Genomic DNA, 12,011 nt, shown 5'->3' with positions numbered 1-12,011 from the left:
AGGCCTAAGCTGTGGTTTCTTAGGGCGTTAACATTGACCATTCCAGGCCGAGTCTTTATACTGCGCGGCGCCTAACCACCCCGCACTTTTGTGGTGCTGGCGGGCAGGGCCAGTTTCACCCGGGCCCGGTCGCAGGCGACGGCCTGGACGCTACTACGGCAGCCCGCATCGAGGTCCGGGGGCATGGGCAGCGGCATACGCAATATCCTAATTATACAAATAATAATAGTTCTAGCCGCGGCCGGAGTGTGGCTCGCGGTGCAGGGAACTGCCGCCGCCGGGGGGGCGCTCTTCGGCGGCGGACTGGCAGTACTCAACAGCCTGTTGCTGGCACGCGGGGTGCAGCAGGCCGGCGCGGCGGCGGCCCACAACGCAATAGGGGGCGTGGGCCACCTGTATCTGGGTGCGATGCAGCGTTATGTGCTGACCCTGGTGGGCTTCGGGGTGGGAATCGGGGTGTTCGGATTGCCGCCCGTGCCCCAGATCGTCGGGTTCGCCGTGGCCCAGCTCGGCTACATGGGCGGCCTGCGCCATTGACCCGCGCCGACGGTTGTCCCGCTGAGGATTGAAAGTCGGTCCGAGCAACAGGCGCGCAGCGCCGCGTGTGGGAAATCGAGGACCGTTTCGCGATCGTCCGAGGTGAATAGCGGAGCTATCCGACGCGCAGGATCGGCGAAAGTGGCTGTCTTCACGCACGCCCCGGTAGCGCACGATCACGCGGACCGTGTTTCTGGATGAACGTGTTAGCGTCCCGAACGAGCCCGGGCCGACGGTGGGGGATCCGCCGCGCGGTGCCGCGGCAGGGAGCAGGGGAGAGGGTGTAACGGTGACGGCGGCTGAACCGGCGACAGCGAATCCGGTCGAGTACATCCAGCACCATCTGGTCAACTGGCAGGTTGGGCACGGCTTCTGGAGCGTGAACCTGGACAGCTTGGTCGTAGGCTGGGTACTCGCCGGCGTGATCATGTTGGTCAGTTGGCGGGTGGGCCGCAACCTGGACCCGGACCGCCCGACCGGCATGCAGAACGTGCTGGAGTATCTGATGGAGTTCGTGGACGGGATGGTGCAGGAGGCATTCGCGTCCCGTAACCCCTTCGTCGCGCCATTGGCCTTCACGGTATTCATCTGGGTGTTTCTCATGAATTCCCTGGACTTGGTTCCCGTGGATCTGTTTCCCAAGATTGCCTCCTGGTTCGGCGTCGGACACTTCAAGCTGGTCCCCACCACGGACCCCCACACAACCTTTGCCCTGTCGCTGAGCGTTTTCGCGCTGGTGATCTTCTACAACATCAAGATCAAGGGTCCTGTGGGTTACCTCAAGACCTTTTTGTTCCACCCGTTCGGAAAGTGGCTGATCCCGGTCAATATCTTGATGACGGCGGTGGAAGAAATCGCCAAGCCACTAAGCTTGGCGCTGCGGCTGTTCGGCAACATGTTTACCGGCGAGTTGGTGTTCCTGCTCATCGCCCTGATGCCTATCTACGTGATACCGGTGCTGGGGGGGGTATGGGGCATTTTCGAGATGCTGGTAATCACCTTGCAGGCGTTTATCTTTATGGTGCTCACGATCATGTATCTGAGCATTGCCCACGAGGAGGCGCACTAGGACGTGTTGACGCGATACGCATGGCGGCGACGGGAGTCCTGCTGCTGCGCACTGCCGGTGCAGTTTTCACGGCAGGACGCATAGGCGGCACCCCGCGCCGGCGCCACGGGCCCGGCGGGAGACACGGTGCAACCCGATTTTCGGTTCATGTTTTTGCTAAGGAGAATGCTCGATGACTGCCGATGCGAATCTGACCAACCTGGTAACCATGATCTACGCCAACACCGCGCTAGGTGTAGGCGTGATGCTGGCCGCCGCCGGCCTCGGCTCGGCGCTCGGCTGGGGCTTGATCTGTGCCAAATATATGGAGGGCGTTGCGCGTCAGCCTGAGATGATGCCCACGCTGCGGATCCAAATGTTCATCACTGCCGGTTTGATGGAATCGTTCCCCTTCATCGTACTGGCATTCGCCATGTGGTTCGTGTTTGCCAACCCATTCGTTGTGGCGGCCCGTGCGCAACTCGGCGGCTAAACCCGCCCGCTGGAGCCTTATGGGAAGACACGGTTTATCGACACCAGGAGTCCGGACGTGAATGTCACTTCCACGCTCATCGGCCAGATGATCACCTTTGCGGTCCTCGTCTGGTTCGTTATGCGCTTCCTGTGGAAGCCGTTAAGCCACATGATGGAAGAGCGCAGCAAGCGGATCGCCGATGGCTTGGCGGCCGCTGAGCGCGGGCTGCGCGACCTGGAACTCGCACAGCAGCGCGTGGCGGAGACCTTGCGCGAGGCCAAGACTGGCGCGGCTGAGGTGATCACCCAGGCCCAGCGGCGTGCCGCGGAGATCGTCGATGAGGCCAAGACCGACGCCCGCGAGGAGGGGCAGCGCATCCTGACGACGGCACGCTCCGAGATCGATCAGGAGGTCGCCCGCGCCAAGGAGGAGCTGCGCCGCCAAGTGGCGGGATTGGCGGTGATCGGCGCCGAGCGCATCCTCAAACGGGAGATCGACGCCAAGGTTCACAACGAGCTGCTCAAGGACCTGGCCGAGCAGATCTGAATCTACCTGAGTTCTCAGCTGCGGCGAGCGGCGCCGTGACATTACCCGGACGGACTGACAAGCAATGGCCGAAGACGAGACCCTAGGCAGACCCTACGCGCGGGCGGTGTTCGAGCTGGCGCGGGACGCGGGGGTGTTGCCCGCGTGGTCTGAGCGGCTGGCGGCCGCTGCGCGGGTGGCGGAGAACCCGCAGTTCAAAGAACTCATCGACAATCCGCGGCTCACGGTCGCGGACGTCGCACAGGTTTTGTTGGACATCCTCGGCGATCGGTTGGACGACGCGGGGCGCAACCTGATCCGCGTGTTGGCGGACAACCACCGTCTCGCTGTGCTGCCGACCCTCGCGGCCCTCTACGAGGACTACCGCGCCGCGGCGGAGGGCACCGTCGAGGCGCAGTTGATCAGCGCCTACCCGGTGGAGGAGACGGAGCGCCACCGGATCACCGCGGCGCTCAAGGCGCGGCTCGGCCGGGAGATCCATTTGGAGTGTGCCATCGACGCGCGGCTGCTGGGCGGAGCCGTGGTGCGCGCCGGCGATCTGGTCATCGACGGATCGGTGCGCGGCAAGCTCGAACAACTGGGCATTAGCCTGAGTCATTCGTGAGGATATCGGAATGCAATTGAACCCCACCGAAATCAGCGAGCTGATCAAGAAACGTATCGAAGGCTTCGATGCGGTCAGCGAGGCACGCACCGAGGGGACGGTGGTCGCGATCACCGACGGTATCGTGCGCATCCATGGCTTGGCGGACGTCATGCAGGGAGAGATGCTCGAGTTTCCGGGCAACACCTTCGGTATGGCGCTCAACCTGCAGCGCGATTCCGTCGGCGCGGTGGTGCTGGGGGCCTATACCCACATCTCTGAGGGCGACACGGTTAAGTGCACCGGCCGTATCTTGGAGGTGCCCGTTGGAGACGGGTTGCTCGGCCGGGTGGTGAACTCCCTGGGTGAGCCCATCGACGGCAAGGGTCCGGTGGCCTACGACACCACTTCGCCGATCGAGAAGGTGGCGCCGGGTGTGATCAGCCGTCAGTCGGTGAGTCAGCCGGTGCAGACCGGTCTGAAGGCCATCGATTCCATGGTGCCCGTCGGGCGTGGTCAGCGCGAGTTGATCATCGGAGACCGCCAGACCGGAAAGACGGCAGTGGCCATTGACGCCATCATCAATCAGAAAGGTACCGGCATTAAGTGCATCTACGTCGCCATCGGACAGAAGAACTCCTCTATTTCCGGGGTGGTGCGCAAGTTGGAGGAACACGGCGCGATGGAACATACCATCGTGGTCGCTGCGGGGGCGGCCGATGCCGCGGCGCTGCAGTTCATCGCCCCCTACTCAGGCTGTGCCATGGGTGAGTACTTCCGCGACAAGGGCGAGGACGCGCTGATCGTCTATGACGACCTCACTAAACAGGCCTGGGCCTATCGACAGGTGTCGCTGTTGCTGCGCCGCCCGCCCGGGCGCGAGGCCTATCCCGGCGATGTATTCTATCTGCACTCGCGGCTGTTGGAGCGCGCGGCGCGGGTCAACCCGGGCTACGTGGAACAGGCCACTGGCGGCAAGGTCCAGGGGCGTACCGGATCCCTGACCGCGCTACCGATCATCGAGACCCAGGCCGGTGACGTCTCGGCCTTCGTACCGACCAACGTGATCTCCATCACCGACGGACAGATTTTTCTGGAAACCGATCTGTTCAACGCCGGTATCCGCCCGGCCATCAACGCAGGGCTGTCGGTGTCGCGTGTAGGCGGTGCTGCCCAGACCAAGATCATCAAAAAGCTCGGCGGCGGGGTGCGGCTCGCCTTGGCCCAATACCGTGAGTTGGCCGCCTTCGCCCAATTCGCCTCGGACCTGGATGAGACGACGCGCAAGCAGTTGGAGCGCGGGCAGCGGGTTACGGAGGTGATGAAACAGCGCCAGTACTCGCCACTGTCTGTCGCCGAGATGGCGGTATCGTTGTTCGCGGCCAACGAGGGCTATCTGGACGACGTTGAGATCAGTAAGGTGGTGGACTTCGAACACGCGCTGCACGGCCATATGCGGTCTAGTCATGCCGGTCTGTTGGAGCGGATCAACGAGAATCCCGAGTACAGCGCGGAGGTCGAAGCGGCCCTGCGCAAGGCGCTGGATGACTTCAAGGCCCACCACGCCTGGTGAGACACGCAACCCAATCATGAAGAGCGATCCCTGAGTCATGGCCGGTGCCCGAGAGATCCGCACCAAGATCAAGAGCGTGCAGAGCACGCAGAAGATCACCCGTGCGATGCAGATGGTGGCCGCGAGCAAGATGCGCAAGGCGCAGAATCGCATGTTCGCCGCGCGTCCCTATGCGGGAAAGATGCGCGCAGTAATTGAGCATTTGGCCCATGCGCATCCCGAGTACCGGCACCCCTATCTTCAGGACCGCGAGGTCAAGCGGGTAGGCTACGTCGTGGTGTCCAGTGATCGCGGGCTATGCGGCAGCCTGAACATCAATTTGTTCAAGACGCTGGTGAATGAGATGCAGTCCTGGTCGGACAAGGGTGTGGAGGCCGACCTCGCGGTGTTTGGGAGCAAGGGCGTGGGGTTTCTAAGCCGGTTCGGCGCGCGCATCCTTGCCCAGACCACTCATTTGGGAGACCGCCCGTCGGTACAGGACATGATCGGTCTGGTGAAGGTGATGTTGGACGCCTTCAGCGAGGCCCGGGTTGACCGACTGTTTCTGGTCTCCAACGAGTTCATCAATACCATGAGCCAGCGCCCGCGGGTGGATCAATTGGTCCCGGTTCGGGCTCACGATGACGATGTCGCGCGCCACTATTGGGACTATCTGTATGAGCCCGACGCCCGCGAGGTCCTGGACGCCCTGTTGGCGCGCTACATTGAGTCCATGGTGTACCAGGGCGTGGTGGAGAACATCGCCTGCGAGCAGGCGGCGCGCATGATTGCCATGAAGAGCGCATCGGACAACGCCGCGACGCTGATCGACGACCTGCAGCTCGCTTATAACAAGGAGCGTCAGGCTACCATTACTCAGGAGTTGGCGGAGATCGTCGGGGGCGCGGCGGCCGTATAAGGACGCTGCGCGCGGTTCGGCGGTTTCAGGCTTCGGGTTTCCGCCCTACATGATGGAGACCGGAAGCCTGAAACTGAAAGTGATTTTGAGGGGATGAAACAATGAACACCGGGAACGTCGTCCAGATCATCGGTGCCGTGGTGGATGTGGAATTTCCGCGCGAAACAGTGCCAAAAATATACGATGCGCTGCGCATCGACGAGGCAGATCTGATCCTTGAGGTGCAGCAGCAACTCGGCGATGGAGTTGTGCGGACCATTGCGATGGGTTCCACTGACGGACTGAAACGCGGTCTGCCGGCCCACAATACCGGCGCGCCGATCTCGGTGCCGGTGGGCCAGAAGACGCTGGGGCGGATCATGAACGTGCTCGGCGAGCCGGTAGATGAGCGAGGTCCGGTGGACGCGGAGCAACGTTGGCCCATACACCGTTCTCCGCCCAGCTACGCAGATCAGGCGGCGACCGTAGAACTGCTGGAGACCGGCATCAAGGTTATCGATCTCATCTGCCCATTCGTCAAGGGTGGCAAGGTGGGATTGTTCGGCGGCGCGGGCGTGGGTAAGACCGTTATGCTGATGGAGTTGATCCGCAACATCGCCAGCGAGCACAGCGGCTACTCGGTGTTTGCCGGGGTCGGCGAGCGTACTCGCGAGGGCAACGACTTCTATCACGAGATGAAGGATGCGGGCGTCCTTGATCAGGTGGCGCTCGTCTACGGGCAGATGAACGAACCGCCGGGCAACCGCCTGCGGGTCGCGCTTACCGGCCTGACGATGGCGGAGTTCTTCCGAGATGAGGGCCGCGATGTGTTGTTGTTCATCGACAACATCTACCGCTACACCCTCGCGGGGACCGAGGTCTCGGCGCTGCTCGGGCGTATGCCTTCGGCGGTGGGCTACCAGCCCACGCTGGCCGAGGAGATGGGCGTGTTGCAGGAGCGCATCACCTCCACCAAGACCGGCTCGATTACCTCCATCCAGGCGGTGTACGTGCCTGCCGATGACATTACCGACCCGTCACCCGCGACTACCTTCGCGCATCTGGATGCCACCGTGGTGCTCTCGCGCCAGATCGCGGAACTCGGCATCTATCCTGCCGTGGACCCCCTGGATTCCACCAGTCGGCAGCTGGACCCGCTGGTTATCGGGCAGGAGCACTATGACACCGCCCGGGCGATACAGAGTACGCTGCAGCGTTACAAGGAGCTCAAGGACATCATCGCGATTCTGGGCATGGACGAGCTCTCTGAAGAGGATAAACTGGCGGTGGCGCGGGCGCGCAAGATCCAGCGCTTCCTCTCTCAGCCCTTCTTTGTGGCGGAGACGTTCACCGGGAGCCCCGGAAAATACGTATCGCTCAAGGAAAGTATCCGCGGGTTCAAGGCCATCGTGAACGGCGAATACGATCACCTGCCGGAGCAGGCGTTCTACATGGTCGGGACCATCGACGAGGCGGCGGAGAAAGCGAAGGGCCTGTAGCGGGGGCACACCGGGTAATTCAACCGTAGCGCGCCGAACCCACGCAGCACCGGGACGAAACAATCAATGGCCATGACCATACACGTCGACATCGTCAGCGCGGAACAAGAGATCTTCTCCGGGCCCGCGGAGATGGTGTTCGCACCGGCGGAGATGGGCGACGTGGGCATCGCGCCCCGCCATGCCCCATTGCTCACCAGGCTCAAGCCCGGCGAGGTCCGCATCAAGACGCAGGGCGGCGGGGAGGAGTTTTTCTACGTGTCCGGGGGGATGTTAGAGGTGCAGCCGCACGTGGTGACGGTGCTGGCCGACGTGGCGTTGCGCGCCCATGATATCGACGAGGCCCAGGCCCTGGAGGCCAAGCGGCGCGCCGAGGAGGAACTGCGGCACAAGAGCGCCGAGTTGGACTATGCCAAGGCCCGTGCGCAGCTCGCCGAGGCCATGGCGCAACTCCAGGCCCTCGAACGTCTGCGCCGGACCGGCCGTCGCTGATTCCGGTATGTAGGCGGTCGTTCCTCGATCGTAGCCGTGTGAGTTGTGCTGACAGGTGCCAGTGGCCAGGGAGCGGTCGGGTAGTCCGCGGCGCCGGACTCGCGGCCAACAGCTTCCAACGCAACCGGCGGACGCGCAGCGCGCCCTACCCTCGACTCAATCAATCCAGGAGCCACTGTGTCCGAGCAACGGGTCACTAAAAACAAGGTAGTCTACTTCACCTATGTGATCCGGGATCCGCTCGGGGACGAATTGGAGCGCAGCGACGTGCCAGTTGGGTATGTCCACGGCATTGGGGGAAAATTACTGCCGAAACTGGAGGAATCCTTCGAGGGGCGTACCGTGGAGGATGTGATCGAGGTGGTAATCCCGCCCGGTGAGGGGTTCGGTGACCACGACCTGAATCTTACTTATACCGATGATTTGGACAACGTGCCCGAGGCGTTCCGGTATGTCGGTGCCCAGGCCGAGTTTCAGAACGACCGGGGCCAGACCAAAACCTTTATGGTGACTCGCATCGAGGGGGGGCGATTGACCCTGGACGGTAACCATCCATTCGCCGGTAAGATCCTGCACTACAAGGCGAAGATCGTCGAGATCCGGGATGCCCGTCCGGACGAACTGGAAAACGGGGTGCCGGCGGGCGCGGACGGTCCGGTCATCCACTGACGGGCGTGTACCCGCACTGGCCTGGGCAGGCGTCTCGACTGTCCCCCGTCAAGCCCGTTGGCGCTTCAGGAATTCCCACGGATTCCGATGTAGGATGGACGGGGATGAGCGCCTTTTTCTCAGGGAATGTCCCAGCATGAGCGTGAGCACCATCATCCTGGCCGCCGGCCAGGGTACCCGGATGCGTTCGGGATTCCCGAAGGTCCTGCATCCCGTCGCGGGCCGCTGCCTGCTAGAACATGTGGTGGCGGCGGCGTTGCGCCTGGAGGGGCGGGCGATCCACGTGGTCTACGGCCATGGTGGCCAAGCGGTGCCGGAGCGGCTGGCGGCGCTACCGGTCCATTGGGTGGAACAGGCCGAGCAACTGGGCACCGGTCACGCAGTGGCCCAGGCCCTGCCCGCCGTCCCCCCTGAAGATACGGTACTGGTGCTATACGGCGATGTCCCTTTGATCACCGCGGGAACGTTGGAGCGGCTGGTGGGGGAGGCCGGAAACAGCCGATTGGCCCTGCTCACGGTGGAGCTGCCGGACCCCACCGGCTACGGACGCATCGTGCGTGGACCCGGCGGCGGGGTCTTGCGGATCGTCGAGGAGAAAGATGCGAACGTGCAGGAACGCGCCCTGCGCGAGGGTAACACCGGGATCCTGGCGGGTCCCGCCGGCATGCTCGCCCGCTGGCTGGCGGCCCTTGACAAGAACAACGCCCAAGGAGAGTTTTATCTGACCGACGTGGTTGCCATGGCGGTCGCCGATGGGGTGGATGTGCCCACCGTGGCACCGGCGTCGATCGCGGAGGTAATGGGTGTGAATGACCGGATCCAGCTTGCCGAGCGCGAACGCGACTACCGGCTGCGCGAGGCGCAGCGCCTGATGCGCGATGGGGTGACCCTGCGTGATCCGGAGCGCTTCGACCTGCGTGGCGAGGTGCGCGCCGGCCGCGATGTGGTGATCGACGTCAACGTCGTCCTTGAGGGTGTGGTGCATCTGGGGGATCGGGTACGCATCGGTCCTAACTCGGTGATCCGCAATACCCGGATCGGTGACGACACGGAGATACTTTCCCACACCCTGATCGAAGACGCCGTTATCGGCCCGGGTTGCCGCGTGGGTCCGTTCGCCCGGGTGCGTCCCGGCACGGATCTGGCGGCCGGGGTGCATGTCGGTAACTTCGTCGAACTGAAGAACGCGCAGGTGGCGGACGGGTCCAAGATTAACCACCTGAGCTATATCGGGGATACCACCGTGGGGCGTCGCGTGAACATCGGCGCCGGTACCATCACCTGCAACTACGACGGTGCCAACAAGCATCGCACCGTTATCGAGGACGAGGTGTTCATCGGTTCGGACACCCAACTGGTGGCGCCGGTTACCGTAGGGGCGGGGGCCACCATCGGTGCTGGAACTACCGTCACGCGGGACGCGCCTCCCGGCGAACTTACCGTGAGCCGGGTGCCACAGCAGACCCGTCCGGGGTGGAAGCGACCGGTTAAGAAACCGAAGGCATAGGCGCGCGCCCAGGGCGGCAGGCTGGGACAGATCCGCGGTGCATGTGCGGTAGGGGGGAGGGGGACCGGTAATGCCGGTTCGTGACCCGTGTACTCCGGTGGGCTGCACTTCGGGCAGGCGCGATCACAGAGGTAACCACGCATGTGTGGAATCGTTGGTGCGGTGGCGCAGCGGGATGTGGCGCCCATTCTGTTGGAAGGGCTGAAGCGGCTCGAATACCGGGGCTACGACTCCGCGGGCATCGCGGTGTTGGGCCCGGTATCGGGAATCGAGCGCATCCGTACTGCGGGTAAGGTTCGTCAGTTGGAAGACGCCCTGAGCCGCGACCCGCTGCCTGGCGTCACCGGCATCGCCCATACCCGCTGGGCCACCCATGGCGCGCCCAGCGAGCGCAACGCCCATCCGCACATCAGCTGCGACAGCATCGCCGTGGTACACAACGGCATCATCGAGAATTACGAGGCCCTGCGGACCCGGCAGCGGGAGGCAGGCTACCGCTTCGATTCCGACACCGATTCCGAAGTCATCGCGCACCAGATTCATCTCTATCTAAGCCAGAGCATGGACTTGCTGGCGGCGGTGCGCGCGGCGGTGGCGGACCTGGAGGGTGCCTACGCATTGGGTGTGATCTGCACCACCCTGCCTGGCGAATTGGTGGCCGCACGCCGCGGCAGTCCGCTGGTAATCGGTATCGGCATCGGCGAGCATTTCATCGCCTCTGATGTTTTCGCGCTGTTACCGGTGACCCAACGTTTCCTGTTCCTGGAGGACGGGGACGTGGCCCATCTCACCCGCGACAAGGTGACGGTGTGCGACGCGGCTGGCGCTTCGGTAAGCAGAGCCGAGCGGATCTCGGAGCTGTCCGTGGACAGCGTCGAGCGCGGCGAGTACCGGCACTACATGCTCAAAGAGATCTTCGAGCAGCCGCGCGCCATCTCCGACACCCTGGAAGGGCGCATCTCGAGCCAGCGGGTGCTGGACGCCGCTTTCGGACCTGGCGCCGAGGGCATCTTCGATACGGTGCGCGGTGTGCAGATCGTGGCCTGTGGTACCAGCTACCATGCCGGCCTGGTGGCCCGCTACTGGATGGAATCCATCGCCGGACTCCCCTGCGCCGTGGAAGTGGCCAGCGAGTTCCGTTACCGCAGGACCGTAGTCCCCCCGGGCACCCTGTTCGTGACCTTGTCGCAATCCGGCGAGACCGCAGACACCCTGGCGGCGCTGCGCGCCGCGCAACAACTGGATTACGTCCAGACCCTCGCCATCTGCAACGCGCCCGAGAGTTCCCTGGTGCGCGAATCGGGCCTGACCCTGATGACCCATGCCGGCCCCGAGATCGGGGTAGCCTCTACCAAGGCCTTCACCACCCAGTTGACTGCGCTGCTCCTGCTGGTGGTCTGCCTGGCCCGCCGCCAGGGCCTGTCGGGACGCGACGAGGCGCACCTGGTATCCGAACTGCGTGGCCTTCCCGGGCGTATCGACGCGGTCCTGGGTCTCAATGGCGAGATCGAGGCCATCGCTGACGAATTCGCGGACAAGCACAACGCGCTATTTCTGGGGCGTGGTGCCCAGTATCCGGTGGCCATGGAGGGGGCCCTGAAGCTGAAGGAAATCTCCTATATCCATGCCGAGGCCTACCCGGCGGGCGAACTCAAGCACGGACCTCTGGCCCTGGTGGACGCCAGCATGCCAGTGATCGCTGTGGCACCTAACAACCAGTTGCTGGAGAAATTGAAGTCCAATCTCCAGGAGGTCCGCGCCCGCGGCGGCCAGCTCTACGTATTCGCCGACGAGCACACCGGCCTGAATCGCGAGCCCGGGACCCGTGTCCTACCGGTCGCCCCGACCGGCGACGTGATTGCACCCATCGTGTTTACCGTTCCACTCCAACTTCTGGCCTACCATGTGGCGGTGCTCAAGGGCACCGACGTGGACCAGCCAAGAAACCTGGCAAAGTCCGTTACGGTTGAATGACCCTGGGAAGACGTGGGGCGGTAGTTGTCCGGCGGCAATAATATTCTTTCTCCTGTAATAAGTTTCTTTCCGAATTCATTTTAAAGTGGAGCCTCGCACGCCGGGTATCCGGCGATATTATTTTGTTATTACCCCGGCTTATTCACCCTACGTGCGTAAGAACCGATCAGCAACCCAAAATTCTGCACTTTTACGCAACCAATCACGGAATTGTCCCGCGCGACAAGAAAT

12 protein-coding genes are annotated in these 12,011 nt (G+C 63.3%); all 12 read left to right on the top strand.

Going from position 1 to position 12,011, the window contains the following annotated elements; genetic code table 11:
- Positions 1 to 183: 183 nt before the first annotated feature.
- On the top strand, positions 184 to 537 hold the full coding sequence (locus B7Z66_09870; GenBank protein OYV76114.1) for a hypothetical protein: 354 nt from the start codon (positions 184 to 186) through the stop codon (positions 535 to 537).
- 289 nt (positions 538 to 826) lie between these two features.
- Positions 827 to 1,606 carry a F0F1 ATP synthase subunit A gene (locus tag B7Z66_09865; GenBank protein ID OYV76113.1) on the top strand — a complete coding sequence of 260 codons (780 nt, stop codon included), beginning with the start codon at positions 827 to 829 and terminating at the stop codon, positions 1,604 to 1,606.
- A gap of 172 nt (positions 1,607 to 1,778) precedes the next feature.
- Positions 1,779 to 2,078, top strand: a complete 300-nt coding sequence (locus B7Z66_09860; GenBank protein ID OYV76112.1) for a F0F1 ATP synthase subunit C — start codon at positions 1,779 to 1,781, stop codon at positions 2,076 to 2,078.
- Positions 2,079 to 2,135: 57 nt separating this feature from the next.
- Positions 2,136 to 2,606: a F0F1 ATP synthase subunit B gene (locus B7Z66_09855; protein ID OYV76111.1), complete on the top strand. Its 471-nt coding sequence runs from the start codon at positions 2,136 to 2,138 to the stop codon at positions 2,604 to 2,606.
- 64 nt (positions 2,607 to 2,670) lie between these two features.
- Complete coding sequence (locus B7Z66_09850; protein ID OYV76110.1) at positions 2,671 to 3,210, top strand: F0F1 ATP synthase subunit delta; 540 nt, start codon at positions 2,671 to 2,673, stop codon at positions 3,208 to 3,210.
- A 10-nt stretch (positions 3,211 to 3,220) separates the two neighbouring features.
- Positions 3,221 to 4,762, top strand: a complete 1,542-nt coding sequence (locus B7Z66_09845; protein OYV76109.1) for a F0F1 ATP synthase subunit alpha — start codon at positions 3,221 to 3,223, stop codon at positions 4,760 to 4,762.
- A gap of 37 nt (positions 4,763 to 4,799) precedes the next feature.
- Positions 4,800 to 5,660, top strand: coding sequence for a F0F1 ATP synthase subunit gamma (locus B7Z66_09840; GenBank protein ID OYV76108.1), 861 nt, complete (start codon positions 4,800 to 4,802; stop codon positions 5,658 to 5,660).
- A gap of 101 nt (positions 5,661 to 5,761) precedes the next feature.
- The gene (locus tag B7Z66_09835; protein OYV76107.1) at positions 5,762 to 7,138 is read left to right on the top strand and encodes a F0F1 ATP synthase subunit beta; all 1,377 of its coding nucleotides are present in this window, start codon (positions 5,762 to 5,764) and stop codon (positions 7,136 to 7,138) included.
- Positions 7,139 to 7,204: 66 nt separating this feature from the next.
- Entirely contained in the window at positions 7,205 to 7,630 is a 426-nt protein-coding gene (locus B7Z66_09830; GenBank protein ID OYV76106.1) for a F0F1 ATP synthase subunit epsilon, read from the top strand.
- A gap of 177 nt (positions 7,631 to 7,807) precedes the next feature.
- Positions 7,808 to 8,299 carry a peptidylprolyl isomerase gene (locus B7Z66_09825; GenBank protein OYV76105.1) on the top strand — a complete coding sequence of 164 codons (492 nt, stop codon included), beginning with the start codon at positions 7,808 to 7,810 and terminating at the stop codon, positions 8,297 to 8,299.
- Positions 8,300 to 8,435: 136 nt separating this feature from the next.
- On the top strand, positions 8,436 to 9,806 hold the full coding sequence (locus B7Z66_09820) for a UDP-N-acetylglucosamine diphosphorylase/glucosamine-1-phosphate N-acetyltransferase (protein OYV76164.1): 1,371 nt from the start codon (positions 8,436 to 8,438) through the stop codon (positions 9,804 to 9,806).
- A 141-nt stretch (positions 9,807 to 9,947) separates the two neighbouring features.
- Positions 9,948 to 11,780: a glutamine--fructose-6-phosphate transaminase (isomerizing) gene (locus B7Z66_09815; GenBank protein OYV76104.1), complete on the top strand. Its 1,833-nt coding sequence runs from the start codon at positions 9,948 to 9,950 to the stop codon at positions 11,778 to 11,780.
- Positions 11,781 to 12,011: the final 231 nt, after the last annotated feature.

The organism is Chromatiales bacterium 21-64-14 (genome assembly GCA_002255365.1).
Taxonomy (GTDB): Bacteria; Pseudomonadota; Gammaproteobacteria; order 21-64-14; family 21-64-14; genus 21-64-14.
Note: the sequence above shows the minus strand (reverse complement) of the source record. Positions and strands in the feature narration are given on the sequence as shown.

Excerpts from the sequence above, each read along its gene's own strand:
- B7Z66_09830 (OYV76106.1), top strand. The coding sequence starts at position 7,205 with ATGGCCATGACCATACACGTCGACATCGTCAGCGCGGAACAAGAGATC.
- B7Z66_09870 (OYV76114.1), top strand. The coding sequence starts at position 184 with ATGGGCAGCGGCATACGCAATATCCTAATTATACAAATAATAATAGTT.
- B7Z66_09820 (OYV76164.1), top strand. The coding sequence starts at position 8,436 with ATGAGCGTGAGCACCATCATCCTGGCCGCCGGCCAGGGTACCCGGATG.
- B7Z66_09850 (OYV76110.1), top strand. The coding sequence starts at position 2,671 with ATGGCCGAAGACGAGACCCTAGGCAGACCCTACGCGCGGGCGGTGTTC.
- B7Z66_09835 (OYV76107.1), top strand. The coding sequence starts at position 5,762 with ATGAACACCGGGAACGTCGTCCAGATCATCGGTGCCGTGGTGGATGTG.
- B7Z66_09860 (OYV76112.1), top strand. The coding sequence starts at position 1,779 with ATGACTGCCGATGCGAATCTGACCAACCTGGTAACCATGATCTACGCC.
- B7Z66_09845 (OYV76109.1), top strand. The coding sequence starts at position 3,221 with ATGCAATTGAACCCCACCGAAATCAGCGAGCTGATCAAGAAACGTATC.
- B7Z66_09815 (OYV76104.1), top strand. The coding sequence starts at position 9,948 with ATGTGTGGAATCGTTGGTGCGGTGGCGCAGCGGGATGTGGCGCCCATT.
- B7Z66_09840 (OYV76108.1), top strand. The coding sequence starts at position 4,800 with ATGGCCGGTGCCCGAGAGATCCGCACCAAGATCAAGAGCGTGCAGAGC.